26 protein-coding genes, 1 tRNA gene and 3 pseudogenes are annotated in these 25,644 nt (G+C 63.5%); 3 read left to right on the top strand and 27 right to left on the bottom strand.

Going from position 1 to position 25,644, the window contains the following annotated elements:
• Positions 1 to 34 precede the first annotated feature (34 nt).
• Positions 35 to 120, bottom strand: a tRNA-Leu gene (locus A7A08_RS00820).
• Positions 121 to 277: 157 nt separating this feature from the next.
• Between A7A08_RS00820 and lipB the strand changes: the two genes are divergently transcribed.
• The gene (lipB, locus tag A7A08_RS00815; RefSeq protein WP_245290768.1) at positions 278 to 985 is read left to right on the top strand and encodes a lipoyl(octanoyl) transferase LipB; all 708 of its coding nucleotides are present in this window, start codon (positions 278 to 280) and stop codon (positions 983 to 985) included.
• A 5-nt stretch (positions 986 to 990) separates the two neighbouring features.
• Here lipB and A7A08_RS00810 read toward each other — a convergent pair whose 3' ends face one another.
• The 4 genes and pseudogenes from A7A08_RS00810 to A7A08_RS00795 all read right to left on the bottom strand — a co-directional run bounded on the left by A7A08_RS00810 (position 991) and on the right by A7A08_RS00795 (position 7,819).
• The gene (locus A7A08_RS00810; RefSeq protein ID WP_069093669.1) at positions 991 to 1,296 is read right to left on the bottom strand and encodes an acylphosphatase; all 306 of its coding nucleotides are present in this window, start codon (positions 1,294 to 1,296) and stop codon (positions 991 to 993) included.
• 15 nt (positions 1,297 to 1,311) lie between these two features.
• Positions 1,312 to 3,331, bottom strand: a pseudogene (locus A7A08_RS00805) (acetyl-CoA carboxylase biotin carboxylase subunit).
• Between the two features lie 83 nt (positions 3,332 to 3,414).
• Positions 3,415 to 6,564, bottom strand: coding sequence for an efflux RND transporter permease subunit (locus tag A7A08_RS00800; protein ID WP_069093668.1), 3,150 nt, complete (start codon positions 6,562 to 6,564; stop codon positions 3,415 to 3,417).
• A gap of 4 nt (positions 6,565 to 6,568) precedes the next feature.
• The gene (locus A7A08_RS00795) at positions 6,569 to 7,819 is read right to left on the bottom strand and encodes an efflux RND transporter periplasmic adaptor subunit (RefSeq protein ID WP_069093667.1); all 1,251 of its coding nucleotides are present in this window, start codon (positions 7,817 to 7,819) and stop codon (positions 6,569 to 6,571) included.
• Between the two features lie 290 nt (positions 7,820 to 8,109).
• On the opposite strand from A7A08_RS00795, the gene A7A08_RS00790 reads away from it, so the two are divergent.
• Positions 8,110 to 9,327, top strand: coding sequence for an alpha/beta fold hydrolase (locus A7A08_RS00790; protein ID WP_069093666.1), 1,218 nt, complete (start codon positions 8,110 to 8,112; stop codon positions 9,325 to 9,327).
• A gap of 78 nt (positions 9,328 to 9,405) precedes the next feature.
• Here A7A08_RS00790 and lanM read toward each other — a convergent pair whose 3' ends face one another.
• From lanM to A7A08_RS00745, 10 genes are all read right to left on the bottom strand, one after another.
• On the bottom strand, positions 9,406 to 9,813 hold the full coding sequence (gene lanM / locus A7A08_RS00785; RefSeq protein ID WP_483428584.1) for an EF-hand domain-containing protein: 408 nt from the start codon (positions 9,811 to 9,813) through the stop codon (positions 9,406 to 9,408).
• Between the two features lie 286 nt (positions 9,814 to 10,099).
• Positions 10,100 to 10,378, bottom strand: a complete 279-nt coding sequence (locus A7A08_RS00780) for a YARHG domain-containing protein (protein ID WP_069093664.1) — start codon at positions 10,376 to 10,378, stop codon at positions 10,100 to 10,102.
• A gap of 81 nt (positions 10,379 to 10,459) precedes the next feature.
• On the bottom strand, positions 10,460 to 11,992 hold the full coding sequence (locus tag A7A08_RS00775; protein WP_069093663.1) for an acyl-CoA carboxylase subunit beta: 1,533 nt from the start codon (positions 11,990 to 11,992) through the stop codon (positions 10,460 to 10,462).
• An 83-nt stretch (positions 11,993 to 12,075) separates the two neighbouring features.
• Positions 12,076 to 12,774 carry an ATP12 family chaperone protein gene (locus A7A08_RS00770; RefSeq protein ID WP_069093662.1) on the bottom strand — a complete coding sequence of 233 codons (699 nt, stop codon included), beginning with the start codon at positions 12,772 to 12,774 and terminating at the stop codon, positions 12,076 to 12,078.
• Between the two features lie 25 nt (positions 12,775 to 12,799).
• Positions 12,800 to 13,201, bottom strand: a complete 402-nt coding sequence (locus A7A08_RS00765) for a low affinity iron permease family protein (RefSeq protein ID WP_069093661.1) — start codon at positions 13,199 to 13,201, stop codon at positions 12,800 to 12,802.
• A 40-nt stretch (positions 13,202 to 13,241) separates the two neighbouring features.
• On the bottom strand, positions 13,242 to 14,228 hold the full coding sequence (locus A7A08_RS00760; protein ID WP_069093660.1) for an RluA family pseudouridine synthase: 987 nt from the start codon (positions 14,226 to 14,228) through the stop codon (positions 13,242 to 13,244).
• A gap of 2 nt (positions 14,229 to 14,230) precedes the next feature.
• Positions 14,231 to 14,602 (bottom strand): fluoride efflux transporter CrcB, encoded by a 372-nt coding sequence (crcB, locus tag A7A08_RS00755; protein WP_069093659.1) that lies wholly within the window; start codon positions 14,600 to 14,602, stop codon positions 14,231 to 14,233.
• Positions 14,599 to 15,942 (bottom strand): replication-associated recombination protein A, encoded by a 1,344-nt coding sequence (locus A7A08_RS00750; protein ID WP_069093658.1) that lies wholly within the window; start codon positions 15,940 to 15,942, stop codon positions 14,599 to 14,601. The genes crcB and A7A08_RS00750 overlap by 4 nt, the downstream gene beginning before the upstream one ends.
• 10 nt (positions 15,943 to 15,952) lie before the next feature.
• Positions 15,953 to 16,084 (bottom strand): hypothetical protein, encoded by a 132-nt coding sequence (locus A7A08_RS17050; protein WP_280948559.1) that lies wholly within the window; start codon positions 16,082 to 16,084, stop codon positions 15,953 to 15,955.
• Positions 16,081 to 17,277 (bottom strand): Do family serine endopeptidase, encoded by a 1,197-nt coding sequence (locus tag A7A08_RS00745; protein WP_245290767.1) that lies wholly within the window; start codon positions 17,275 to 17,277, stop codon positions 16,081 to 16,083. Before A7A08_RS00745 ends, A7A08_RS17050 begins: the two co-directional genes overlap by 4 nt.
• A gap of 253 nt (positions 17,278 to 17,530) precedes the next feature.
• On the opposite strand from A7A08_RS00745, the gene A7A08_RS00740 reads away from it, so the two are divergent.
• Entirely contained in the window at positions 17,531 to 18,085 is a 555-nt protein-coding gene (locus tag A7A08_RS00740) for an SRPBCC family protein (RefSeq protein ID WP_069093657.1), read from the top strand.
• 105 nt (positions 18,086 to 18,190) lie between these two features.
• On the opposite strand, the gene rplQ is transcribed toward A7A08_RS00740, so the two are convergent.
• The 12 genes and pseudogenes from rplQ to rpsH all read right to left on the bottom strand — a co-directional run bounded on the left by rplQ (position 18,191) and on the right by rpsH (position 25,643).
• Positions 18,191 to 18,616 (bottom strand): 50S ribosomal protein L17, encoded by a 426-nt coding sequence (gene rplQ / locus A7A08_RS00735; RefSeq protein ID WP_069093656.1) that lies wholly within the window; start codon positions 18,614 to 18,616, stop codon positions 18,191 to 18,193.
• Between the two features lie 62 nt (positions 18,617 to 18,678).
• Positions 18,679 to 19,694, bottom strand: a pseudogene (locus A7A08_RS00730) (DNA-directed RNA polymerase subunit alpha).
• 98 nt (positions 19,695 to 19,792) lie between these two features.
• Positions 19,793 to 20,182, bottom strand: coding sequence for a 30S ribosomal protein S11 (gene rpsK, locus A7A08_RS00725; protein ID WP_069093655.1), 390 nt, complete (start codon positions 20,180 to 20,182; stop codon positions 19,793 to 19,795).
• 71 nt (positions 20,183 to 20,253) lie between these two features.
• On the bottom strand, positions 20,254 to 20,622 hold the full coding sequence (gene rpsM / locus A7A08_RS00720) for a 30S ribosomal protein S13 (protein ID WP_069093654.1): 369 nt from the start codon (positions 20,620 to 20,622) through the stop codon (positions 20,254 to 20,256).
• Positions 20,623 to 20,786: 164 nt separating this feature from the next.
• The gene (locus tag A7A08_RS00715; protein WP_069093653.1) at positions 20,787 to 21,452 is read right to left on the bottom strand and encodes an adenylate kinase; all 666 of its coding nucleotides are present in this window, start codon (positions 21,450 to 21,452) and stop codon (positions 20,787 to 20,789) included.
• Positions 21,449 to 22,783, bottom strand: coding sequence for a preprotein translocase subunit SecY (gene secY, locus A7A08_RS00710; protein ID WP_069093652.1), 1,335 nt, complete (start codon positions 22,781 to 22,783; stop codon positions 21,449 to 21,451). Before secY ends, A7A08_RS00715 begins: the two co-directional genes overlap by 4 nt.
• A 213-nt stretch (positions 22,784 to 22,996) precedes the next feature.
• A pseudogene (gene rplO / locus A7A08_RS00705) lies at positions 22,997 to 23,464 on the bottom strand (50S ribosomal protein L15); the annotation flags it as partial.
• A gap of 11 nt (positions 23,465 to 23,475) precedes the next feature.
• The gene (rpmD, locus tag A7A08_RS00700) at positions 23,476 to 23,682 is read right to left on the bottom strand and encodes a 50S ribosomal protein L30 (protein ID WP_069094246.1); all 207 of its coding nucleotides are present in this window, start codon (positions 23,680 to 23,682) and stop codon (positions 23,476 to 23,478) included.
• A 32-nt stretch (positions 23,683 to 23,714) separates the two neighbouring features.
• Complete coding sequence (rpsE, locus tag A7A08_RS00695) at positions 23,715 to 24,293, bottom strand: 30S ribosomal protein S5 (protein ID WP_069093650.1); 579 nt, start codon at positions 24,291 to 24,293, stop codon at positions 23,715 to 23,717.
• Positions 24,294 to 24,315: 22 nt separating this feature from the next.
• Positions 24,316 to 24,678 carry a 50S ribosomal protein L18 gene (gene rplR, locus A7A08_RS00690; protein WP_069093649.1) on the bottom strand — a complete coding sequence of 121 codons (363 nt, stop codon included), beginning with the start codon at positions 24,676 to 24,678 and terminating at the stop codon, positions 24,316 to 24,318.
• Positions 24,679 to 24,680: 2 nt separating this feature from the next.
• The gene (gene rplF / locus A7A08_RS00685; RefSeq protein ID WP_069093648.1) at positions 24,681 to 25,214 is read right to left on the bottom strand and encodes a 50S ribosomal protein L6; all 534 of its coding nucleotides are present in this window, start codon (positions 25,212 to 25,214) and stop codon (positions 24,681 to 24,683) included.
• Positions 25,215 to 25,244: 30 nt separating this feature from the next.
• Entirely contained in the window at positions 25,245 to 25,643 is a 399-nt protein-coding gene (gene rpsH / locus A7A08_RS00680) for a 30S ribosomal protein S8 (protein ID WP_069093647.1), read from the bottom strand.
• Position 25,644 lies beyond the last annotated feature (1 nt).

Raw genomic sequence — 25,644 nt, 5'->3', positions numbered from 1 at the left:
GCGGGAAAATGAGGATGCACCAGGGAAGAGAGAGTGGTGCGGTCGAGAGGAATCGAACCTCCACGGGCTATGCCCACAGCGACCTCAACGCTGCGCGTCTACCATTTCCGCCACGACCGCATAGATAAGGCGAAGCTTTCGTGCATCGACGAAAGCGCGTGCTTCGAGCCGTGAGCCCGAAGGTCGGGCTGCATTAGCAAACTCGGACCCGAGGCGCAAGCTGACAGAGGCCTATGCGTGCCCTTTATATGGGATGCGGAGGCTGAAAATCTCCCCCATGATGGCGCCCATGCCGACAGCCAATTTCGCAAGAATGGTCGGGACGACCGGGCTTCTGGGCGCGGAGCTTTATTCGGAGCCCGGCCAAACGACCGGAATCGAGTGGTTCCGCAGCAAGAAGCCCGTGCCCTACATGCGGGCGCTGAACGCCATGGAGAGCCGCGTGGCGGAGATCGCGGCCGGTGAGGCCGGCGAATGCGTCTGGCTGCTGGAGCACCCTGCCCTTTATACGGCGGGCACGTCCGCCGACCCATCCGAACTCATCGATCCGGACCGTTTTCCCGTCTTCAAGACCGGCCGCGGCGGCCGCTTCACCTATCACGGGCCCGGCCAGCGCGTGGCCTATGTGATGCTGAACCTGAAGGCGCGTGGCGGCGACGTGCGCGCCTACGTCCAGGGCCTGCAAACCTGGCTAAGGGACACCCTGGCCGCCTTCGACATCGCCGCCGACCCGGCCTCCACCGATATAGGGGTTTTCGTCGAAGGGGCGAAGATCGCCTCCATCGGCGTGCGGGTCAGCCGCAGCGTGACCTTTCACGGCGTCAGCCTCAACGTGGCGCCCGATTTGGAGCATTTCTCCGGAATCGTTCCCTGCGGGCTCAAGGACACGCCTGTTACCAGCCTGAAGGTGCTCGGGGTCGATACGGATTTTGAGAAGGTCGACGCGGCCTTGCTCGACGCCTGGCCGGAGAGCCTGCGCGGCTAGCGGGATTACTTGTAGTTATCCGACGCGATCACTTCGAACCCGTCGGGCGGCGTGCCGCCCTCGTCGACGATGGTGACCTTCGAGACCTGCGCGTCGGGCGAACCGTCCTCGCAGCGTTTCACCATGTCGGCAACGACGTCCGGCGGCCCCGAGAACACGGCCATCACGGAGCCGTCGTCGCAATTGCGGACCCAGCCGTCGAGCTCAAGCTCTCTCGCCGTGCGCTCCGTCCAGGCGCGGAAATAGACGCCCTGGACTCGGCCCTCGATGCGGACCGTGACGGTTCTGATGTCGTCGCTTTCGCCGGACACGGCTAAAGCTCCCGCCTATTCGAACTCCATGATGACAGCATCGACATTAAGGCTGTCGCCCGGCTCCGCAAGGATTTTGGAGACCTTCGCGTCGCGCTCCGCCTTGAGGACGTTCTCCATCTTCATGGCTTCCACGATGCAAAGCGTGTCGCCTGCCGCGACCTGCTGGCCCTCCTCCACGGCGAGGGAGACCACCATGCCCGGCATCGGGCAAAGCAGCATCTTGGAGGTGTCCGGCGGCTCCTTGATGGGCATCAGCGCCATCAGCTCCGCCTCGCGGGCGGTATAGACCCGCGCCGAGACCTCGACCCCCTGATAAGTCAGCTCGTAGCCGTTCAGGATCGCACGGACCTGCACCGAGACATGGTTGCCGTTGATCGTGCCCTGCCAAACCGGATCGCCGAACCACCACTCCGACGAGATCTCGATCGTGCGCCCCTTCCCCTCGCCGGTGAAGGCGATCACCAGGGAATCGTCCAGCTCGTCCGCGCCTGGGGTGACGGTCACCCGCTCCGCCGCTCCGCCCAGCTCGACCACGCGCTCTTCGGCGAACGTGACCGGCTCACCCAGCATCTGCTGGGTGATGTTGCGGCGGCGCGCATTGCTGAGATGGTCGATCGCGGCGGCGACGGAGATCAGCACGTCGCGGGTCTCGCCTTCGGGCAGCGGTGCGGTGAAGCCGTCCGGATACTCCTCGGCGATGAACTTGGTGGAGATGTCCCCCTCCCGCCAGCGCGGATGGCGCATCAGGGCGGCAAGGAACGGGATATTGTGACGGAATCCGTCGATCACGAAGGCGTCGAGCGCCTTGCCCATGGCCTCGACAGCCTCGATGCGGGTCGGCGCATGGGTGACCAGCTTCGCGATCATCGGGTCGTAATAGATGGAGATCTCGCCGCCTTCCTCCACGCCGGTGTCGATGCGGACGGTGACGCCGTCCTCCACGCCCACTTCCGGCGGGCGGTAGCGGACCAGCCGTCCCGTGGATGGCAGGAAGTTACGGGACGGATCCTCTGCATAGACCCGCGCCTCGATGGCCGAGCCGTTGATCTTCACGTCCTTCTGGGCGATCTCCAGCTTCTCGCCGTCGGCGACCTTGAACATCTGCTCGACCAGGTCGAAGCCGGTGATCAACTCGGTGACCGGATGCTCGACCTGAAGGCGGGTGTTCATCTCCAGGAAGTAGAAGTTCTTGTCCTTGTCGACGATGAACTCCACCGTGCCGGCGGAGTCGTAATCCACGGCCTTGGCGAGCTCGACCGACTGCTTGCCCATGGCCTCGCGGGTCTTCTCGTCCAGGAACGGGCTCGGCGCCTCTTCCAGAACCTTCTGATTGCGGCGCTGGATGGAACACTCGCGCTCGGCCAGATAGATCACGTTGCCGTGCTTGTCGCCCAGCACCTGGATTTCGATATGGCGCGGCTCTTCGACGAATTTCTCGATGAAGACGCGGTCGTCGCCGAAGCTGGATTTGGCCTCGGACTTCGAAGCGTTGAAGCCTTCCTCGACCTCTTCCCTGCTATAGGCGATGCGCATGCCCTTGCCGCCGCCGCCGGCGGAGGCCTTGATCATCACGGGATAGCCGATGTCGTCGGCGATCTTCACCGCTTCCTTGGCATCCTCGATCACGCCCATATAGCCGGGCACGGTATTCACGCCCGCCTCGGCCGCCAGCTTCTTGGATTCGATCTTGTCGCCCATCGCCTCGATGGCGTGGGGGTTGGGCCCGATGAAGGCGATGCCTTCCTTCTTCAGCGCTTCGCGAAGGCCGGGTTCTCCGAAAGGAGCCGTAGCCGGGATGGATGGCCTCGGCCCCGGTCTCCTTTGCGGCCGCAATGATCTTGTCGATCACCAGATAGGATTGCGCCGCCTGTGCCGGACCGACATTCACGGCCTCGTCGGCCATTTCCACATGAACGGCATCCCGGTCGGCGTCGGAATAGACAGCCACCGTCTTGATGCCCAGCCGTTTGGCGGTCCGCATGATGCGGCAAGCAATTTCACCGCGGTTCGCGATCAGGATTTTCGAAAACATACGCCCCCAGACCTTCTTTTGAGCACTGCTTTCTAGAGGTTAGAGGACGCGGAGTAAACCAGATGGTTCCTCCGCATACGCCCTTACTCAGCGGCGGAAGAGTACGGTTTATGCCGCTCTTCTTCGTTTTTCGTCCGATCGGCCTCGGCGCGCTCGAAATCCCCCGGCCCTTCCATGGCCGGCATCTCGTCGCCCTTGATGCTGGCATGGTCCTTCGCAAGAAAGGTATAGATCGCCGGCGTCACGAAGAGCGTGAACATGGTGCCGATGGTCAGCCCGGCGAAGATGACCAGGCCGATGGCGAAGCGGCTGGCCGCGCCCGCGCCCACCGCGATCAGGAGCGGCACCATGGCCACCACCATCGACGCCGTGGTCATCAGGATCGGCCGGAGCCGGATGACGGCCGCCTCCTCGATGGCATCCCGCCGGCTGTACCCCTCCTCTTCCTGGAGGTGGTTGGCGAAGTCGACCATCAGGATACCGTGCTTGGCGATCAGTCCGATCAGCGTCACCAGACCCACTTGGGTGTAGATGTTGATCGAGCCGAGCCCGAGGCTGATGGGCAGCAGCGCGCCGAACATGGAGGTCGGCAGCGCGATCAGGATGATGAACGGATCTCGGAAGCTCTCGTACTGGGCCGCCAGCACGAGGTAGATCAGCACCAGCGCGAAGACGAACGTATAGACGAGAGTGTTGCCCTCCTGGATGTACTGGCGGCTCTGGCCTTGCCAGTCGTAGGAGAAGTTCTGCGGAAACACCTCCTCCGCCTTGTTCTCCAGGAATTGCACCGCATCGCCCACCGTGCGCCCCGGGAACGGCACCGCCGAAAGGGTCGCCGAGTTGAGCTGCTGGAAGTTGGTGAGCGCATTGGGCTGCACCGTCTTGGTGACGTGGGCCACGTTGGAAAGCGGCACCATGTCGCCCGACACGGTCCGGATCTGGTAGCGGGTGAGCCAATCCTCATCCAGCCGGAACTTGCGCGGCACCTGGGGGATCACCTGGTAGCTGCGCCCGTAGAGGTCGAACAGGTTGACGTAGTTGCCACCCAGCAGCGTCGCGAGCGACTGGCCGATATCCGCCATGGACACGCCGAGGCTGTTGGCCTTGTCGCGGTCGATCTCGAAGGAGATCTGGGGCGTTTCAAAGCGCAGATCGTAATCGGTGAAGATGAACATGCCGCTCTCGTTCGCGGCCTTCACGATCTCGTTCGTCACCTCGGCGAGCCGCTCGAAGTTCTCCGTCGTCGTGATCACGAACTGGACGTCGGCGCCGCCCGTCGAGCCCGGCAAAGCCGGCGGCGAAAAGATCAGCGCCTGGGCCGGCGCGACCTTGCTGACCTCCGGCTGCACCTCCTGAAGCACGCTGGCCTGGCTCCCCTCGCGCTCGTCCCAGTTCTTCAGCAGAAGTCCGACGAAGGCCTGATGCGCATCGCCCATGCCGTTGATGGTGAAGACGTGCTCTTCCTCGGGGAGCGTGTCGAACACCTTCCCAAGCTGCGCCGTCGCCTGCTCCAGATAGTCCAGATTGGCGTATTGCGGCGTCTTTACGATGGCGAAAAGGATGCCCTGATCCTCGTCCGGCGCGAGCTCCTTCTGGCTCGTCATATACATGAAGACCGTCGCCACGATGACGCCCACGATCACCAGCACCGTGACAGGCCGGTATTTCAAGGAGTTGCTCAACCGCCGCCGGTACCAGCCGTTCAGCCGGTTGAAGAACCTATCCAGAAAGCCTGTGAGACCGCTGCCGTCGTTGTCGTGCTGGCGCAGCAGCTTGGAGCACATCATCGGCGACAAGGTCAGCGCGATGAAGCCCGAGACAACCACCGCACCGGCGAGTGTGAACGCAAACTCGCGGAACAGCGAACCGGTGACGCCGGACACGAAACCGATCGGTGCATAGACGGCCGCCAGGGTGATGGTCATGGCGATGACCGGATAGACGATCTCCCGGGCCCCTTTGAGCGCCGCGTCCACCGGCTTCATGCCGTCTTCGATATGCCGGTAGATGTTCTCCACCACCACGATGGCGTCGTCGACCACCAGCCCGATCGCCAGCACCAGCGCCAGCAGGGTCATCAGGTTGATGGAGTAGCCGAGCACGTAGAGCATCGCCAGCACGCCCACCAGGGACAGCGGGATCGTGACGATGGGGATGATCGTGGAGCGCAAATTCCCGAGGAAGAGGAAGATGACGACGATGACGATGATCGCCGCCTCGCCGAGAGTGGTCACGACCTCCCAGATCGAGGTGCGGATGAAGTTCGTCGCATCATAGGCGACCGCCGCTTTCAGACCTTCCGGCAGCGCCCGCTGGATATTCGGCATGTCCTTGCGGACATCGGTGATGACCGTCAGCGGGTTCGCCGTCGGCGTCGCCTCCACCCCGATGAACACCGCCTTCAGCCCGTCGAAGACGGACGAGGAATCGACGTTCTGGGGACCGAGCTCGATCTCCGAGATATCGTTCAGCCGGACCAGCGCATCGCCATTTGTCTTGATCACCAGCTCGCCGAACTGCTCCGGATCGCTCACATCGGTCTTCGCATCGATGCTGGTCTGGGTGAACTGACCTTTCACCTGGCCGGCGGCAGAGGTGTAGTTGTTGCGGTCCAGCGCCTGGGCCACGTCCAGAGGCGTCACCTTCAGGGCCGCCATCCGGTCCGGGTTGAGCCAGATCCGCATGGCGAAGGTCTGCCCGCCGAGGATTTCCGCGCTCGCCACGCCTCCGATGGTCTGCAGCCGCGGCTGCACCACCCGGGTGAGGTAGTCGGTGATCTGGGACGCGGTCATCACCTCGCTGGAGAACGAGATGTACATCAGCGCCGTTCCCTCGCCCGTCTCCTTGGAAACGACGGAGTCGTTGGCTTCGCGCGGCAGCAGATATTGAACCTGGGCGATCTTCGACAGCACGTCGGTCATCGCCCGGTCGGGATCGGCATTGAGCTTCAGATTGAGGGTGATGGTCGAAACGTTCTGGCTCGACGTGGCCGTGAGCGTATCGATGCCCTCGGTGCTCGCCACGGCCTGCTGGATCGGCACCGTGATGAAGCCCTGGATGAGATCGGCATTAGCGCCCGGATAGGTCGTGGTGACCGTGATGGTCGTATTCGACATCTCCGGGTATTCCCGGATCTGCAGATTGAGGCCGGCTTGGGCGCCCACGAGCAGCACCAGGAAGCTCACCACCATGGCAAGCACGGGCCGCTTTATGAAAAGATCCGTGAAGCTCATGGCATCAGGGCCTCGGCAGCTCGGCCGGCGCCTTCAGGCGCTCTGAATTGTCCACCTCGACGGAGGAATCCGGCTGCAGCTTCAGCTGTCCGCTGGTGATGACCTCTTCGCCGGCCTTCACGCCTTCCAGAATCGCAACCCGGTCGCCGCGGTTGGGGCCGACCCGCACGAAGCGGCGCTCCGCCTTGAGCTTCGGCCCCTGCTCCGCCTCCGGCTTGGTGCCGGCCTCATCGCCGTCGCTGGCCTGACCGTCCGGGGCTTCCCCCTGATCGGCCTCGGCCGCCTGGGCCCCGCCGCTCTCAGGGGACGGCTTGTCGTTCGGCTCGCGATCCTTGCCGTCGTTCGGCACCGCGACCCACACCGCATCGCCGTAGAGGCTGTAGGTGACCGCCGTCTTCGGCACGGTCACGTATTGCTTCGGTTCGCCGGAATCGACGGTCACGTCGCCGAACATGCCCGGCAGCAGAACCTTGTCCAGGTTCTTCAGCGTCGCGCGCAAGGTCAGCGTGCGCGTATCGGAACTCACGCGAACGTCCCGCGCCGTGATCTTACCCTCGAACGTTCGTTCGGGATGGCTGTCCACATTCACCCGTACCGGGTCGCCGAGCTCGATGCGCCCAGCCGCGGATTCCGGCACCGGAAAGTCGATCCAGATCGGATCGAGCGCCTGCAGCCAGACGATCCCCTCGCCCGTCGGCACGTACTGGCCCTTCTCCACGGTGCGGAGACCGATGCGGCCCGAGAACGGCGCCTCGACGGATTTCTGCTCGATGATCGCGCTGACCTGGTCCACCGCCGCCCGGGCGGAATCCCGGTTGGCCGTCGCGGTGTCCAGGGCGGCCTGCGACACGGCACCTCGGTCGACCAGCTTGCTCTGCCGGTCGTAATTGATCTCGGCGTCCTTCAGGGTCGCCTTGTTGGCCGCCAGCTCCGCGCGCTGCACGGAATCGTCCAGCTGCACCAGGAGCTTGCCCTCTTCGACATCGTCGCCGCTTTCGAAGAAGTAGTCCTCCACGATGCCGGAAATCTCCGGTGCCAAATTGACGCCGCGAATGGCTGTGACCGTGCCGATCGCATGAATTTCGGGAGTCCACCGCTCGGTTCGCGCCTCCTCCGTGGTGACGGTCGGCGCCGCGCCTTGCATCTTGGAGACGAACTGCTCGATCATCTGCGGCTTGAAGACGAGCTGGAACCAGGCAAGCCCGCCCAGGAACACCGCAATGATGAGGCCGACGATGATGAAGCGCTTGGTCATGATGGAATACTGACCCGCCGAAGACCTGCAGAAGCCGGCTGGCCCGGGGGCAAAAGTCGAGAGCGAACTCTCAAGAGCGAAAAGATTAGCTGCCGTTGGCGGCGGAATTGCGCCGTCCAGGCGATTATCGGACCTCGGGATAGCAGGGTTTGGCCGATTTGCAATAACCCTGGAACCAACCGTTCCGCAAAGGTTTTTGCCTCGGCCCGGATCTTAGGGTTGAGGGCTCTCGATATCCTTAAGGATTGGCCTGTTCTCGCCGAGTCCGGCGGGCGGCCGAAAGGAAACCGATGACGAAAATTTTCACGCGACCTGCCGCCCTGTCGATGCTGGTGGTGCTCCTGATGACTCCCGCCTCCTGGCACGCACCCCAGGCTGCGGAAACCGATGGCGGCGGCCAGAACGCAGGCGGGTTTCCGCCTCTCGGCATCGCGCTCGAAGGCTACCCCTACCCCTATGAGGTCAAGCTCTTTCCGATCACCCGGAAGGGCCAGGACCTCAACATGGCCTATATGGACGTCGCGCCGAAGGGGAAGTCCAACGGGCGGACCGTGCTCCTGCTACATGGCCGGAACTTCCCGTCCAGCTACTGGGCACCCGTCATCGCCACACTGAGCGGCGCCGGGTACAGGGTGATCACCCCTGATCAGATCGGCTTCGGCAAGTCCTCCAAACCGGTCTTCGACCTGCATTTCGACGAGCTTGCGCGCAACACCGCGCGTCTTTTGAATTCCCTAGACATCGAGAAGGTCGATGTTGTGGCCCATTCCATGGGCGGCATGCTGGCCATGCGGTTCGCCCGCGATTTTCCGAAACGGGTCGACCGCGTGCTGCTGACCGGGCCCATCGGGCTTGAGGATTACGGCCTCTACGTGCCCCCGGTCGCGACCGAGACGCTGATCGGCATCGAGGCGAAGGTCACACCGGAGGAGTACCGGGAAAGCCTGAAGACCCGCTACAATCTCACCCTGCCCGACGAGGAGCTCGATCCGTTCGTCTGGGCCAGGACCGGCATGCGCGACAGCGCCGAATTTCCTCGCTGGCTCAGAAGCTTCGCCAATTCGGCTCAGATGGTTCTGCGCGAGCCCGTGATCTACGACATGCCCTTCGTGAAGCAGCCCGTGCTTATCGTCATGGGCGAGAACGACCATGTCGCGCCGGGCAAGAACGCGGCGCCGAAGGAGATGCAGGCCAAGATGGGCCACAACGCCGAAAACGCGCAAGCCATCGTGAAGAAGATGCCCCATGCCCGGGCAGCCATCTTCGAAGGCGTCGGCCACCTTCCCCAGCTTGAGAGCCGGGACGAGTTCGACAAGGTTATGCTCGATTTCCTGGCCGAGCCGTGGCCAAAGCCGGACAAGGCGAAGAAGCCAGCCGGGAACGAGGCCGAGAAAACGCGAGATACCAAGTTGAGAGATAACAAAGCCGGCCAACACAGGCCTTCCGGTTCGCCGGCCGAAGCTCCCGTCACCGGGGAGGCCGCCACCCCGGAGAAGGCAAAAAAATAGCCGCCCCGAAGGGCGGCCATTTTCGTTCCGGGCAGAACCAAGCCATCAAGACCGGTTCGCCGCCGGAAACATGGAGTCTTACTCCTGGATCAGCTCGAGGAGCTTCTTGCCCTTCTTGGTCTCAAGCTCATCGGACTCGATGGTGTCGTCGCCATCGGGATTGGCCGCCTCGAAGCGCTTCTTGATCAGGGCCTCGTACTCGGCCATGTCGAGAGAACCGTCATCGTCCGGATCGGCCTTCTTGAGCTGCCGCTCGCTGACGCGGCCCTTCAGCTCGTCCGCTTCCAGGGTGTTGTCGTCGTCCGTGTTCAGCTTCTTGAACACCTTGGCGCCGGCCGCCTGAGCTTCCTCCAGGGTCAGCGCGTTGTCCATGTCGGGATCGACGACTTTCATGGTGTCGCTGATCTCCGCGTCGGCCGCATAGACGGCGGTGGACATTATCAAAGCGGCACCGGCAATAGGAATAAATTTCGCGAGCTTCGTCAAAACTGCCTCCGTTCAATAGGTGAATTTGCCAATAAAGAGAGGGACCAACGCCCAGAAGCAAGCTTTGTTCGCGCTTCCAGTTTAAAAAGCGTTTTCAGGCGGTTAAGAGCGGGCCGATGAGAGCCCGCCTCTCATGCGCCTCTCGTGACGCGCGAGAATCAGTTTGAGCGCACGGAAGCGCCCCTCCCGGGCGGCGGGGGAAACGAGGCATCCTGATGCCGCGCCGGACCGTATCGGCGCCATTCAAGCCATCACAGAGGGCGGCGGAAGACGAGGCTTGGAGACTCTAGCGGCAGCCCTGATAGCGCTCCTGCTGCTTGATCGTCGCCACCGCGTCGCGGTCCGTCGTCGACATCGGCATGGAGTTGGCGTTGTCGTAGAGACATCCCGCATTGCCGAACGTGTTGATCGCATTGCGGGTCTTAAAGCAGTAGCCGTTCGCATGATAGATCTGGTTGCGCAGCCACCAGAGCTCACCGCAGGTATAGGCCGCGGCCGGCGTGGCGCTTAAAGCGGCGCCTCCGAAAGCCAGCCCAAGTCCCAGAATCGTAGCAGATAAACGCATGACATCCCCCTGAACCACTGAACCGGTTGTAAGCTTACCGGGGTTTCGCGTTTTCCCGCAACAATGTCATGGGACCGTTATTCAGAGCGGCAGGTTGTTGTGCTTCTTCCACGGGGTCTCGGCTTCTTTGTTCTGAAGCATACGGAGCGCCCGGGCGATACGTGGGCGGGTGCCGTGGGGCATGATCACCTCGTCGATATAGCCCCGCTCCGCCGCCACGAACGGATTGGCGAAGCGCTTCTCGTATTCGGCGATACGCTTCTGGATCTTCTCCGGGTCGTTCAGGTCGGCGCGATACAGGATCTCGGCGGCGCCCTTCGGGCCCATCACCGCGATCTCGGCCGTCGGCCAGGCATAGTTCACATCTGCCCGGATGTGCTTTGAGGACATGACGTCGTAGGCGCCGCCATAGGCCTTGCGGGTGATGACGGTGACCTTCGGCACGGTCGCCTCGGTAAAGGCGAAGAGCAGCTTCGCGCCATGCTTGATGAGACCGCCATATTCCTGGGCCGTGCCCGGCAGGAAGCCCGGCACGTCGACGAAGGTCACCAGCGGGATCTGGAAGCAATCGCAGAAGCGCACGAACCGAGCCGCTTTCCGCGAGGCATCGGAATCGAGCACGCCGGCCAGAACCATGGGCTGGTTCGCCACCACGCCGATGGTGCGGCCCTCCATGCGCCCGAAGCCGGTGACGATGTTCTTGGCGAAATCCTCCTGGATCTCGAAGAAATCGCCCTCGTCCACGACCTTGGTGATCAGCTCCTTCATGTCGTAGGGCATGTTCGGATTGTCGGGGATGAGCGTATCGAGCGAATGGTCCGCCCGGTCCCACGGATCCTGGGTCGGCAGCTCCGGCACCCCGGAAAGGTTGCTCGCGGGGAGGAAATCCATGAAGCGCCGCATCTGCAGCAGCGTCTCCACGTCATTGTCGTAGGCGCCGTCGGCGATCGAGGACTTGGTGGTGTGGATCGAGGCCCCACCCAGCTCTTCCGCGGTCACCTCTTCCTTGGTCACGGTCTTCACCACGTCGGGACCGGTGACGAACATGTAGGACGTGTCGCGCACCATGAAGATGAAGTCGGTCATGGCTGGCGAATAGACGTCGCCGCCCGCGCACGGCCCCATGATGACGGAGATCTGCGGGATCACGCCGGAGGCCTGAACGTTGCGCAGGAAGACCTCGCCATAACCGCCCAGCGCCGCGACGCCTTCCTGGATGCGCGCGCCGCCCGCATCGAACAGGCCGATGATCGGGACGCGGTTCTTCAGCGCCATGTCCTGGATCTTGATCATCTTCTGGGCATGGGTTTCGGACAGCGAGCCGCCGAACACCGTGAAGTCCTTGGCGAAGACATAGACCACCCGGCCGTTGATGGTGCCCCAGCCGGTCACCACGCCGTCGCCCGGCACCTTGGTCTCTTCCATCCCGAAATCGGTGCAGCGATGTTCGACATACATGTCGAACTCCTCGAAGGAGCCGTCGTCGAGCAGCAGCTCCAGCCGCTCGCGGGCGGTCAGCTTGCCGCGACTGTGCTGGGCGTCGATGCGCTTCTGGCCGCCGCCCGCCCGGGCTTTCTCCCGGCGCATCTCAAGCTCTTCGAGGACTTCTTTCATATGCCTTCCCCAACCCGACTGTGATTACTGCCACGCTCAATAGCATGGCAGGCCCCAGAGGCAAGCCCTGGGGGCGATCGCCGCTAGTTCCGCACCAGCGCCATCATGCGCGCCGCCGTGTCGAAATCGTCCTTCCGCTTGGCCCGGCGGTCCGAGGCTTCCTTGTCCTCGCCCCACTGGGAGATTTGCCAATCCTCGTCCACATGGGCCGCGCCCCACGCATCTTCGGTCGAGAGCTCGCCCTCGGCCACGGCCAGCGCCAGCACGGCCGAACCCGTCAGGCTCGTCATGATGTGAAGCGCGGTAAGCTCGAACGGCGTGAACCCCGAGAGCAACGACTGGATCCCCGCCATGGTTTCGTCCGGCTGATCGACATGCATCACCCCTTCTGAGAGGTGGAACGTCCCGCCCACGCGGCCTTCCGCCCAGCGCAGAGCGGGATCCCAAGCCTCACCCTGCATGGCCACGAGCCCGTCAGGCCCGTCGGCCCGATAGCAGAGAAGATCGGTGCCGGCGAAGGTGGCGATATCGTCTGCCACCGCCGCCTCGTTGTCCCGCACCCCATCGATCGCCGTATTGACCAGCCGGGTCATGGGCATGGTCTCCGGCAGGATCTGCTTGCCCTGGGCGCGCCACTCCTCGGCGACCGCCTCGCCCAGATCCCGGTTCGGTAGCGCCAGAACATTCCGTCCCGGGGTCTTCACGGTCCGTCCATCCAGCAACAGCTGAAATTCGCCGGTCTCGGTCTCGCCCACCGAGACCTCCTTGTAAAAACGGTCCAAGCTCAAAATGCCTCCAACCAACTCTCTACCTCGTCTCGAGCGCCGCCCCTCTGCGGCGCTCCGCATCCTCTTTCGCAAGCTCCTCGAAGTCGCTGCGGATCAGCTCCAGCTCCTTTTCGTCGAGCTCTTCGAGATTGAGCATGACGTTGCGGGCGTGGGTGTTCACGCGGATCAGCTCGTCCAGCTTGATGTGCATCGCCGCCGTATCCCGGTTCTGGGTGTTCTGAATCACGAACACCATCAGGAAGGTCACGATCGTGGTACTGGTGTTGATCACAAGCTGCCAGGTGTCGCTGTAATCAAAAAGGGGTCCCGTTACGCCCCACACGACGATCACTCCGACGGCTATCAGGAAGGTCAAGGGCCGGCCGGTGAGCCGGGCCACATCATGGGCAAACCGCCCGAACCAGGTCGATCGCGAGATCATCTCTCAGTCCTCCGGATTTTGCCCCAACCAGCCGGGCTCGCTATTGCGCGTCTTCGCCACCCTTCTCGGTAAATCCGAAGGCGGCGAAGCTCGCCTTCATATGATCGGGAAGCGGCGCCGTGACGTCCACGATGCCGTCTCCCGTCGGATGCTTGAAACTGATGCGCCGGGCATGGAGATGCAGCTTGTTGGCGATGCCCTCGGGCAGCTCCTGCCCTTCGTCCGGCGGATACTTACTGTCGCCAAGGATCGAGTGTCCGCACATGGCCATATGGGCGCGCAATTGGTGTTGGCGTCCCGTGACGGGCTTGAGGGAGACGTAGGAAGCGATCTCGCCAGCCCGATCCACCACCGCGTAATACGTGACCGCGCTCTGAGCCTGCTCCTGCTCGCCCGGCCGGGCTTTTCGCACCCGGTCCCCCTCCGGTCCCGTGGCCTTCACCAGCGCTGCATCGATCTTGCCCTGGGGCGGCTTCGGCAGGCCATGCACCACGGCCCAGTAGATCTTCCGCACCGACCGGGTCTGGAAGGCCTTGCCGAGTGTCGCGGCGATGGAGCGCCGCTTGGCGACCACCAACACGCCCGACGTATCCCGGTCCAGCCGGTGCACCAGCCGAGGACGCGTCTCCGGCCCGTCGCCGAGCCCTGCCAGCATCCCGTCGATATGCCGCGCCGTCTTGCTGCCCCCCTGCACCGCCATGCCCGAGGGTTTGTTGAGGATCAGGAGATCGTCGTCCTCGTAAAGCGTGATGTCGCGCAGGAATTTCGCATCCGCGGCGCTGAGCTGAGGCTTCTCCTTCGGCGATCGGCCGCCCTCGAAAGCCTGCATGGGCGGCACCCGTACCTGCTGGCCCGCCTCCAGCCGCGTATGAGACTTCACCCGGCCGCCATCGACCCGCACCTGCCCCGTTCTGAGCAGCTTCTCCAGTCGGCTATGGGGAAGGCTCGCGTAATGGGACTTGAACCAGCGGTCGAGCCGCATGCCGTCCTCGTCCCGGGAAACCTCCCTTGTCTCGACCCCGGCCATGCTTACAGCGCCCGGACGAAGGCCAGCCCGGCGAACACGCCGGCAAGCGCAAGGGTGACGGTCGTCGCGACGTAAAGGATGGCCTGAACCGTGTCGCCCCGTTCCAGCAGCAGGGCGAAATCCGCGGAAAACGCCGAATAGGTGGTGAACCCGCCCAGCAGGCCGACCGCGAGAAACGCCCGGAGATCGTTATGTACGGTCAGCTTCGTCGCCATGGCCTCGATCAGCACACCCATGAGGAAACAACCCAGCACGTTGCAGACCAGCGTTCCCCAAGGAAACCCGAAGCCGATCAGCCGGCCCGAGGCCACGCCGACGAGGTAGCGGAGACTCGCACCGACCGCGCCACCTGCCGCAACGTAGAAAATGGTCATGACTCCCCCTTGCCCGGCGCTTTCCCTGCCCCGCTACGCTCCGCGCGGATTTTCGACCAGCGCTCAAGCCGCTTGCCCACCTGCTCCTCGTAGCCATACGGCGTGGGCTTGTAGAACTGCTCCCGCTCCATCTCGTCCGGAAAATAGTTCTGCCCCGAGAACGCGCCTTCCTGGGAGTGGTCGTAGGCGTAGCCCGCCCCGTACCCCTCGTCTTTCATGAGCCGGGTTGGGGCGTTCAGGATATGCTTCGGCGGCAGATAGGAGCCGTGCTCCCGCGCCGTCCTTGTCGCTGCGTTGAACGCCATATAGGCGGCGTTCGACTTGGGCGCCGTGGCGAGATAGACGGTGACTTGCGCAAGCGCGAGCTCGCCCTCCGGCGACCCAAGAAAGTCATAGGCGTCCTTCGCGGCGTTGGCATGCACCAGCGCCACCGGATCGGCCATGCCGATATCTTCCACGGCCATGCGGACCAGCCGCCGGGCGATATAGAGCGGGTCTTCGCCGCCCGCCAGCATGCGCGCCAGCCAGTAGAGCGCCGCGTCCGGATCGGACCCCCGCACCGATTTATGGAGCGCGCTGATGAGATTGTAATGGCCGTCCTGTGACTTGTCGTAGAGCGGCGCCCGGCGCTGAACCAGCTCGGTCAGTTCTTCCCGCGTCAGCGGCTTCTCAACCCCCTTATGGGTGGCGAGTAGCACGTCCTCGGCGAGCGTCGCCAGCGCACGGCCGTCGCCGTCGGCCATATCGATCAGCGCCGAGCGGGCATCGTCGTCGAGGGGGAGCTTTCGGCCTTCGAACTCTTCCGCCCGCACGAGCAACTCGGCCAACGCGTCGTGATCCAGCCGTCTGAAGGTCAGCACGGTCGAGCGCGACAGCACGGCCGAATTCAGCTCGAAGGACGGGTTCTCCGTCGTCGCGCCGACCAGCGTGATCGTGCCGTCCTCCATATGCGGCAGGAAGGCATCCTGCTGGGACCGGTTGAAGCGGTGGATCTCGTCCACGAAGAGCAACGTGCCCCGCCCCTGCTCCCGGCGCGCCTTCGCCGCATCGAAGACCTTGCGGAGATCCTGCACGCCGGACTGAATCGCCGAGAGCTGCACGAAATCGAGATCGGTGACCTGGGCCAGCAGGCGGGCAACCGTCGTCTTGCCCGTCCCAGGCGGTCCCCAGAAGATGACGGAACTAAGCCGGCCGGCCGCAACCATCCGCGTGAGAAGGCCGTTTTCGCCGAGCAGATGCTCCTGGCCGATGACGGTCGCCAAGCTCTCGGGCCGGAGCCGGTCGGCCAAAGGCCGCGGCGCGTTCCGCTCCATTCCGGCGGCTTCGAACAAACTGGACATCTGTTAGGTCCTAGCCTCCGATCTGAAGGCTCAAGATGCGGCCGCCCCGCGCGATCTGCAGCTCCCAGCCGCCGGTATTGTTGGACAGCAGAGTGACGAGCTGCTTCACCGCCGTCACCTCCTCGCCGTTGACCGTCTTCACGATATCGCCCGGCCGCAAGCGACCCGCGCCGCAACGGTCCCGCGGGTAACGTCCATTACCACGACGCCCGGCCCTTCATTGGCGAGGTCGAGCTCCTCCGCCACGGCCGGCGAGAGATTGGCGACCTTGGCGCCGGTGAGCGGCGTGCGCCCTTCGAGCAGCTTCTCGTTCCGGGGCGGCACTTCCGCCGCAGGCACCAGCTTCAGCGTCACATCCTGAGCCCGTCCATCGCGCATGACGCCGAGCGTGGCCGTGCCGCCGATCCCCTTGGTCACCAGCCGGTACTGCAGGGCTTGCGGGTCCTTCACCGCCATCCCGTCTACGCTCAAGACCACGTCGCCGACCTGAAGTCCGGCCTTGGCGCCGGGTCCCGCGGCGTTGATCTCGTTCACCAGCGCGCCGCGCGGGCTCTTGAGGCCCAGCGTATCGGCCAGTTGGGAGGTAACCGGCTGCAGCGACGCGCCAAGCCAGGGCCGCCGCACCGTGCCGCCTTCAAGTGCCGCCTTCACCACCAGCCGCACCATATTGGAGGGAATCGCGAATCCGATCCCGTGCGACCCGCCGCTCTTGGAGAAGATTGCGGTGTTGATGCCGACCAGATGGCCGTCCATGTCGATCAGCGCGCCGCCCGAATTGCCGGGATTGATGGCCGCATCGGTTTGGATGAAGAACTGGTAGTCCGAGATGCCCACCTGGGTCCGGGCGAGCGCCGAGACGATGCCGCTTGTTACCGTTTGCCCCACGCCGAACGGGTCTCCGATGGCGAGCACGATATCGCCCACCTGCAGGCTGTCGGAATCGGCGAATGCGACCGAGCGGAATTTCTCGCCTTTGGCATCGAGCCTGAGCACGGCCAGATCCGTCCTGTCGTCCTTCAGGATGATCTCGGCCGGAAACTCCCGACCGTCCGAGAGCGCCACGGTGATCTCCGCCTCGCCACTGCCTTCTATGACATGGTTGTTGGTGACCACGATCCCCTCGTCCCCCACGATCACCCCGGAGCCGAGCGAGTTTTGCACCCGCTCCCGCGGCATGCCGAAGTCGCGGAAGAAGCGTTGGAAGAACGGGTCGTTCATGAACGGCGAGACCCGCTGGGACACCCGGCGGCTCACATAGACGTTCACCACCGCCGGTACCGCCTTCTTGACCACCGGCGCGTAGGACTGCTTCAGCGCGGCCTGGCTCTTGGGCACCACCCGGATCTCTGCCGAGGCTGGGTACCCCCCAGGAGTGCTGCGAGTAGAACGACGAAGAGGCTGCTATATCTCATGGAAATAATGGCAAAGGCTCCGATTCACGGCCCGGGAACATTGGCCTTCGTATAGCGTAAGGAACGGCATGGCGGAACAAGGGCTGTCGCCGCACACTTGCTCCACCGCTGACTTGCACTAGGATGCCGGAATTCGTTTTTAGCAAGCTACACAAAGACGATTTGGAGGAAAACATATGCCCACATGGAGAAGCGCCATAGCAGTCGCCGCCCTCACCGCATTTTGCGGCAGTTCGGCGCTCGCCGCTGACGCCAAGGGCCGCACCGAAGCCCCTGGCCTGCCCGATCAGGTCTGGGCACTGGTGAGCGACTTCTGCTCGATCAAGGACTGGCACCCGGCTGTCGTCGAGTGCGTCGAGAGCGAAAAGGACGGCGACACGTACCGTGAGCTGACCCTCGGCGACGGTGGCAAGATCGTCGAGAAGCGGACCGGTCAGGACGACCACAGCTACTCTTACGAGATCGTGGAGAGCCCCCTGCCCGTCAAGAACTACAAATCCAAGATCTGGGTCGAGAAAGACGACGAGCCCAACCGCACGGTGATCTACTGGACCGGCGAATTCGACGCGGACGGCGCCACCGATGAGAAGGCCGAGGAGATCGTCACCGGCATCTACAAGGACGGTCTTGCCGGCATCAAGGACGCCGCGATCGCTGCCCACGAGAAGGAAGAGGGCATCGAGTTCACCCCGCCGAAGGTTCATGGTGAAGTGGGCGATCCGAAGCAATAGGATCTCGCCCGGCGGCCGGCACCCGGCCGATCAGGCAAAGAAAAACGCGCCCGGCATTGCCGCGGCGCGTTTTTTTTCTCGTCGCTCGGAAGCTGGGTGACGGCTTTAGGCCGCGACCGCTTCGTCCTCGTCGAAATTCTGGGTCGGACCGGAATCCTGCCCCTTGGCGTCCTCGTCGCGATCCACCAGCTCGATCACCGCGACCGGCGCGGAATCGCCGTAGCGGAAGCCGGCCTTCAGCACACGGGTGTAGCCGCCCGGACGCTCCGCATAGCGCGGACCCAGCGTCTCGAACAGCTTCGACACCATGGCGTCGTCGCGCAGCTTCGCGAAGGCGCGGCGGCGGGAATGCATGTCGCCCCGCTTGGCGAGCGTCACGAGCTTGTCGGCCACCCGCTTGAGCTCCTTGGCCTTGGGCAAGGTGGTGACGATCTGCTCATGCTTGATCAAAGCATTCGCCAGGCTGCTCAGCAGCGCTTTGCGGTGCGGGACCGATCGATTGAGCCGTCTACCGGCTTTACGATGGCGCATTCTCTCCTCCTGCGTGCGGCATGGCCGCTAACATTTCATTCTTCCGGCGATGCCGGAGAGCTCTAGTAATGGTCCTCGAAGCGCTTGGCCAGCTCTTCGATGTTCTCCGGCGGCCAATCCGGCACATCCATGCCGAGATGCAGCCCCATGCCGGCCAGGACTTCCTTGATCTCGTTCAGGGACTTCCGGCCGAAATTCGGCGTACGAAGCATCTCCGCCTCGGTCTTCTGGATCAGGTCGCCGATATAGACGATGTTGTCGTTCTTCAGGCAGTTGGCGGAGCGGACGGAAAGCTCCAGCTCGTCCACCTTCTTGAGCAGCGCGGCATTGAACACCAGCTCCGGCGGCGTCTCGGGCGCCTGCTCCTTCTTCGGCTCTTCGAAGTTCACGAAGACCGAGAGCTGATCCTGCAGAATACGCGCAGCCAGGGCCACCGCGTCTTCCGGCTTCACCGAGCCGTCGGTCTCGATATCCATGGTGAGCTTGTCGTAATCGAGGACCTGGCCCTCGCGAGTATGCTCGACCTTGTAGGAGACTTTCCGAACCGGGCTGAACAGGGAGTCGACGGGGATGAAGCCGATCGGCGCATCGTCCGGACGGTTCTGCTCCGACGGCACGTAGCCCTTGCCGAGCGCCGTGGTGAACTCCATGCGGATCGACGCGCCCTCGTCGAGGGTGCAGATGACGTGATCCGGATTCAGAATCTCCACATCGGCGCCGGTCTCGATATCGCCGGCCGTGGCCACGCCCGGCCCCTCCTTCTTCAGCATCATGCGCTTGATGCCTTCGGAGTGCTGGCGCACCGCGATGCCCTTGATGTTCAGGACGATGTCGGTGACGTCGTCGCGCACGCCCGGGATCGAGGAGAACTCGTGGAGCACGCCGTCGATATGCACCGAGGTGACGGCCGCGCCCTGCAGCGAAGACAACAGGATACGGCGCAGCGCATTGCCGAGCGTCACACCGAAGCCGCGCTCGAGCGGCTCCGCAACCACCATCGCGAACCGGTTCGATCGCGACCCGGAATAATGTTCAGCTGGTTGGGCTTGATAAGATCTTGCCAGTTCTTGTGCAGCACCTAATTGGCCCTTTCTTGATCGATGTCAGGGGCGCCAAAGCCCCAAATGCGCGGCGCGAAACGCGGCCGCGCCAAATGTCGAACGCGCGTCGAACGCGTTAGACCCGGCGCCGCTTCCGCGGACGGCAGCCGTTATGCGGGATCGGCGTCACGTCGCGGATGGAGGTGACGGTAAACCCGGCGGCCTGCAACGCGCGCAGAGCCGACTCGCGTCCCGAACCCGGACCGCGCACCTCAACCTCGAGGTTTTGCATGCCGTGCTCGGCCGCCTTCTTGCCGGCGTCCTCGGCGGCGACCTGCGCCGCATAAGGGGTCGACTTCCGCGAGCCCTTGAAGCCCATGGCACCGGCCGAAGACCAGGAGATCGTGTTCCCCTGCGCATCGGTGATGGTGATCATGGTGTTGTTGAAGCTCGCATGCACGTGAGCAACGCCCGACGAGATGTTCTTCTTTTCGCGACGGCGAAGACGCGTTTTTTCTCTAGCCATGCTTTATTTTCCCGCAATTCTCGTCGCTCGGAGGTTCGCTAACGACCGTCCGGGCCAAATCAAGACCTCGATTACTTCTTCTTGCCGGCGATCGGCTTGGCCGGACCTTTGCGCGTCCGCGCATTGGTGTTGGTCCGCTGGCCGCGCACCGGGAGACCGCGCCGATGGCGCAGGCCGCGATAGCAGCCGAGATCCATCAAACGTTTGATATTCATCGCCACTTCGCGCCGGAGATCGCCTTCCACGACATAGTCGCGGTCGATCACTTCGCGGATCTGGCTCACCTCAGCATCGGTGAGCTCGTTGACGCGACGCTCAAACGGAATGCTGACTTTCGAACAAATTTGCTTGGCGTAGCTGTCGCCAATGCCATGGATATACGTGAGGGCGATCTCGACCCGCTTATTGGTCGGGATGTTCACACCTGCAATTCGGGCCACGGGTTATCTCCTCGAACACGCGCTAACGTGTTGTAATCAAATGCAAAAGTCCGGTGAAGCACAGAAAGACCGACCGCCGAAACTCAAATGAATCCGGGACCGGTTGCTCTTTCTCCAACGATGGATTGGCGCTCTTCTAACGATTCCGCTTGACAAGGTCAACCTCAGCTTTCCTTCCCGTGGGAAACATCGTCCAGCACCTTGGCGATGGCGTCATGCACCTCTGCGATGTCCGCCATCCCGTCGACCGCGTAGAGGCGGCCCTTATTCTTATAGAAGTCGATCAGAGGCTTGGTCTGCTCGTGATAGGCCTTCAGCCGCGAGCGAACCACCTCCTCCGTATCGTCCTTGCGGCGGACGAACTCCGTCGCGCCGCACCGGTCGCACTCGCCGGCAACCTTCGGCCGCTTGTAGACGTCGTGATAACCCGCACCGCACTGGGCGCAGGAGAAGCGGCCGGTAATGCGCTCGACAAGCGCATCGTCGTTCACTTCCATCTCAATCACGGCATCCAGCTTCTCGCCGCGCTCATCGAGGAGCGCATCGAGGGCTTCCGCCTGGGCAATCGTGCGCGGGAAGCCATCCAGGATGGTGCCCTTGCCCGTTCCCTGATCCATGCGTTCGGCGATCAGGCCGATCACAAGCTCGTCCGGCACGAGATCTCCGCGCGCCATGATCTTCTCGGCTTCCTGGCCGAGATCGGTGCCCGCAGCGACGGCGGCACGGAGCATGTCGCCGGTGGAAAGCTGCTCCAGGCCTCTTTCCTCCTCGATCATGCTCGCCTGGGTCCCTTTGCCCGCGCCGGGCGGTCCAAGCAGTATCAGGTTCATCTCCGACGAGCGCCCCGCAGCCGCGCCTTCTTGATCAGGCCCTCATACTGATGCGCCAGCAGATGGCTCTGCACCTGCGCGACAGTATCCATGGTGACGCTCACCACGATGAGGAGCGAGGTGCCGCCGAAATAGAACGGCACGCCGGCGGTGGAAACCAGGACCTCCGGCAGCACGCAGACCGCGGCCAGATAGATCGCGCCGACCACCGTGATCCGGGTCAGCACATAGTCGATATATTCCGCCGTCCGCTTGCCGGGACGAATGCCCGGGATGAAGCCGCCATACTTCTTCAGATTGTCGGCCGTCTCCTCCGGGTTGAACACCACGGCGGTATAGAAGAAGGCGAAGAACACGATCAGCGCCACGTAGATGGCGATATGCAGCGGCGCGCCGCGGCCCAGCATGGTGGTGACCGTGGTCAGCCACTCCGGCCCCTGGCCTGCCGAGAAGTTCGCGACAGTGATCGGCAGCAGCAGCAGCGACGAGGCGAAGATCGGCGGGATGACGCCGGCGCTGTTCAGCTTCAGGGGAAGATGCGAGGCATCGCCCTGGAACATGCGGTTGCCCACCTGTCGCTTCGGGTACTGCACGAGAAGCCGGCGCTGGGCCCGCTCCATGAACACGATGACCGCGATGACCACGACGGCCATCACGAGGATGCCGATGATCAGCGTGGTCGACAGGGCGCCCTCGCGGCCGAGCTCCAAAGTGCCGGCGATGGCCGACGGAAGCTGCGCGACGATGCCCGCGAAGATGATCAGCGAGATGCCGTTACCGACGCCGCGCGCCGTGATCTGCTCGCCGAGCCACATCAGGAAGACGGTGCCGCCGACGAGCGTGATGACCGTCGTAAGGCGGAAGAACATGCCCGGATCGATCACCGCATTGCCGGCGCCCTCAAGGCCCACGGCGATGCCGTAGCCCTGCAGCGCGGCCAGAACGACCGTGCCGTAGCGGGTATACTGGTTGATCTGCCGACGCCCCTGCTCGCCTTCCTTCTTGAGCTGCTCAAGATGCGGCGAGACGGTTGTCAGCAGCTGAATGATAATCGACGCCGAAATATAGGGCATGATGTTCAAGGCGAAGATCGCCATACGTCCCACGGCGCCGCCGGAGAACATATTGAACATGCCCAGAATGCCGGACTGGTTCTGCTGGAAGAGATCGGCCAGCGCCTGAGGGTTCACCCCCGGGATCGGAATATAGGTCCCGAGCCGATAAACGAGGAGCGCACCCAGCGTAAACCAGATGCGCTTCTTCAACTCGTCAGCCTTGGCGAAGGCCGCGAAATTTAGATTGGAAACGAGCTGTTCCGCAGCAGAGACCATGAGGCGCTGCCTCCCTTTCCGCAATCCCGGACGGCAACCGGCCGCCCGAGCCTGCGCGCGCTAATCCTCTTTGTTCGCCTTCGACTGAGAGGATCCGGCCTCGTCGGCCTTGGCTTCACCCCCGTCGGACGCCGCATCGTCGGCCTTGGCTTCCGCCTTGCCCTTGGATGCGGTTTTCTTTGCCGGCGCTTTGGCGCTCTTCTTCTCGGTCTTGGCTTCGTCCGACGCCGTAACGGTCACGGATCCGCCCGCAGCTTCCACCGCCTTTACGGCAGCCTGGCTGGCGCCCGCGACCTCGAAGCTCACCTTGGCCTTGATCTCGCCCGTGCCGAGCAGACGCACACCGTCATGCTCGCGGCGGATCAGACCGGCATCCTTCAGCGCGGCGGCGTCGACGGTCTTCTTGCCGTCGAGCCGGCCGGAATCGATCGCCGCCTGGACGCGTCCGAGATTCACCTCGTTGTAGTGCTTGGCGAAGATGTTGTTGAAGCCCCGCTTCGGCAGACGCCGGTCGAGCGGCATCTGACCGCCTTCGAAGCCCTTGATCGCAACACCGGAACGGGCCTTCTGACCCTTCATGCCGTGACCCGAGGTCTTCGCAAGACCGGAGCCCGGACCGCGTCCGACCCGCTTCTTCGAATGGGTCGAGCCCGGACGATCCTTCAGTTCGTTCAGTCGCATCGTTTAAACCCTTACGCCTTCTGCTCGTCTTCGACGACGCGCACCAGATGGCTCACCTTGGCGATCATGCCGCGCACGGCCGGGGTATCCTCCAGCGTGCGGCGCTTATGCATCTTGTTGAGCCCCAGCCCCACCAGGGTCTGGCGCTGATCCTTCGGCCGCCGGATGGGGCTGCCGATCTGCTCGACCGTTACGGTCTTCTTCTTTGTCTCGGCCATCTCGACCAACCTGTCTCGTCAAAGAGCTTCGATTAAACGTCCGCGGCGCCCGCAGCGTCGCCTGCATCGTCCCGGCGGCGCGACACGATCTCGGAGACCTTCTTGCCCCGGCGGGCCGCCACGCTGCGCGGGCTGTCCTCCTGGGAGAGCGCATCGAAGGTCGCGCGGATCATGTTGTACGGGTTGGACGTGCCAACCGACTTCGCCACCACGTCATGGATGCCAAGGGTCTCGAACACGGCGCGCATCGGACCGCCCGCGATGATGCCGGTGCCGGGAGGCGCCGCGCGCAGGACAACGCGGCCCGCGCCATGATGACCTTCGACGTCGTGATGCAAGGTCCGGCCCTCGCGCAGCGGCACGCGCAGCAGACCGCGCTTGGCCGACTCCGTTGCCTTGCGGATCGCCTCGGGCACCTCGCGCGCCTTGCCGTGGCCGAAACCGACCCGGCCCTTCTGGTCGCCCACGACGACCAGCGCGGCGAAACCGAAGCGACGTCCGCCCTTCACCACCTTGGCGACGCGGTTGATGTGGACGAGCTTGTCGACAAACTCGTTGTCACGATCATCGCGGTCTCTGCCTTGCGGACCGCGCGATTGAGGACGTGCCACGTTAGAACCCTTTCCCTGGAATCTAGAAATTCAAGCCGGCTTCACGCGCGGCATCCGCCAGCGCCTTGACCCGGCCATGATAGAGATAACCGCCACGGTCGAAGACCACGTCCTTGACGCCAGCCTTCGCAGCCCGCTCCGCCAGCAGCTTGCCGACCGCTTCCGCAGCCGCCACATCGCTGCCCTTCTTGAGCGCGCCCTGCAGATCCTTATCGAGAGACGAGGCAGCCGCCATGGTCTTGCCCTCGGTATCGTCGATCACCTGCGCATAGATATGCTTGGACGACCGGAAAACCGAAAGCCGCGCGCGTCCATTTGCCGTACGCTTCAAGGCCTGGCGCACACGCTGCTGCCGCCTCGTAAAGCCTGTTCCTGTCCCGCTCATGGCTACTTCTTCTTGCCTTCCTTACGGAGAATGTACTCGCCCTCGTAGCGCACGCCCTTGCCCTTGTAGGGCTCCGGCGGACGATAGGCGCGGATCTCCGCGGCCACCTGGCCGACCTTCTGCTTATCGATACCCGAAACGACGATCTCTGTCGGCTTCGGGCACTGGATCTCAATGCCATCCGGAATCGGATAGCTCACGTCATGGCTGAAGCCCAGATTGAGCTGCAGAGCCTTGCCCTGCACCGCGGCGCGATAACCGACACCGGTGATCTCCAGCTTCTTGGTGAAGCCTTCCGTGACGCCGGTCACCAGATTGGCGATCAGCGTCCGCGACATGCCCCACATCGCCTGGGAGCGCTTCGACTCGTCGCGCGGAGAAACCGTCAGCTCGCCGTCTTCCAGCTTCAGCAGAACGTCGTCCACCAAATGCTGGCTCAGCTCGCCCTTGGGGCCCTTCACGGCGACATGCTGCCCGTCCAGCGTGGCGGTCACGCCGCTCGGGATGCTCACCGGCCTTTTGCCAATACGCGACATTATCTTCGTCTCACCCGAAAAGTTCAAATCTTAGAATACGTTGCAAAGGATCTCGCCGCCGACATTCTCGGTGCGAGCCTTCGAATCGGACATCACGCCCTTGGGCGTCGACAGGATCGCCACACCGAGCCCGTTGGCCACGGTCGGAAGATCCCGAACGGAGGAGTAAACCCGCCGCCCCGGCGTGGACACGCGCTTGATCTCTTTGATCACCGGCTCGCCATCGAAATACTTCAGCTCGATGTCGAACTCCGACTGACCGTTGTCGTAGTCCACCTGCGCGTAGCCGCGGATATAACCCTCTTCCTGGAGCACGTCGAGCACATGCTGACGAAGCTTCGAGGTCGGGGTGGTGACCCGGGACTTGTTGCGCAGAAGCGCGTTGCGGATGCGGGCGAGCATATCGCCCAAAGGATCATTGATGCTCATG

Origin of the sequence: Methyloligella halotolerans (genome assembly GCF_001708935.1) — a bacterium.
In the GTDB taxonomy this organism is placed as follows: Bacteria; Pseudomonadota; Alphaproteobacteria; order Rhizobiales; family Methyloligellaceae; genus Methyloligella; species Methyloligella halotolerans.
This window is presented reverse-complemented; position numbering and strand designations above follow the sequence as displayed.

Coding starts and splice junctions, on each gene's coding strand:
- A7A08_RS00800 (WP_069093668.1), bottom strand. CDS start 6,564: ATGAGCTTCACGGATCTTTTCATAAAGCGGCCCGTGCTTGCCATGGTG.
- A7A08_RS00740 (WP_069093657.1), top strand. CDS start 17,531: ATGCCCACATGGAGAAGCGCCATAGCAGTCGCCGCCCTCACCGCATTT.
- A7A08_RS00760 (WP_069093660.1), bottom strand. CDS start 14,228: ATGGCCGGGGTCGAGACAAGGGAGGTTTCCCGGGACGAGGACGGCATG.
- rplR (WP_069093649.1), bottom strand. CDS start 24,678: ATGAGCGGGACAGGAACAGGCTTTACGAGGCGGCAGCAGCGTGTGCGC.
- A7A08_RS00750 (WP_069093658.1), bottom strand. CDS start 15,942: ATGTCCAGTTTGTTCGAAGCCGCCGGAATGGAGCGGAACGCGCCGCGG.
- A7A08_RS00795 (WP_069093667.1), bottom strand. CDS start 7,819: ATGACCAAGCGCTTCATCATCGTCGGCCTCATCATTGCGGTGTTCCTG.
- rpsH (WP_069093647.1), bottom strand. CDS start 25,643: ATGAGCATCAATGATCCTTTGGGCGATATGCTCGCCCGCATCCGCAAC.
- A7A08_RS00780 (WP_069093664.1), bottom strand. CDS start 10,378: ATGCGTTTATCTGCTACGATTCTGGGACTTGGGCTGGCTTTCGGAGGC.
- A7A08_RS00715 (WP_069093653.1), bottom strand. CDS start 21,452: ATGAACCTGATACTGCTTGGACCGCCCGGCGCGGGCAAAGGGACCCAG.
- A7A08_RS00765 (WP_069093661.1), bottom strand. CDS start 13,201: ATGATCTCGCGATCGACCTGGTTCGGGCGGTTTGCCCATGATGTGGCC.
- rpmD (WP_069094246.1), bottom strand. CDS start 23,682: ATGGCCGAGACAAAGAAGAAGACCGTAACGGTCGAGCAGATCGGCAGC.
- lipB (WP_245290768.1), top strand. CDS start 278: ATGATGGCGCCCATGCCGACAGCCAATTTCGCAAGAATGGTCGGGACG.
- A7A08_RS00775 (WP_069093663.1), bottom strand. CDS start 11,992: ATGAAAGAAGTCCTCGAAGAGCTTGAGATGCGCCGGGAGAAAGCCCGG.
- secY (WP_069093652.1), bottom strand. CDS start 22,783: ATGGTCTCTGCTGCGGAACAGCTCGTTTCCAATCTAAATTTCGCGGCC.
- rpsK (WP_069093655.1), bottom strand. CDS start 20,182: ATGGCTAGAGAAAAAACGCGTCTTCGCCGTCGCGAAAAGAAGAACATC.
- crcB (WP_069093659.1), bottom strand. CDS start 14,602: ATGACCATTTTCTACGTTGCGGCAGGTGGCGCGGTCGGTGCGAGTCTC.
- rplF (WP_069093648.1), bottom strand. CDS start 25,214: ATGTCGCGTATTGGCAAAAGGCCGGTGAGCATCCCGAGCGGCGTGACC.
- rplQ (WP_069093656.1), bottom strand. CDS start 18,616: ATGCGCCATCGTAAAGCCGGTAGACGGCTCAATCGATCGGTCCCGCAC.
- A7A08_RS00790 (WP_069093666.1), top strand. CDS start 8,110: ATGACGAAAATTTTCACGCGACCTGCCGCCCTGTCGATGCTGGTGGTG.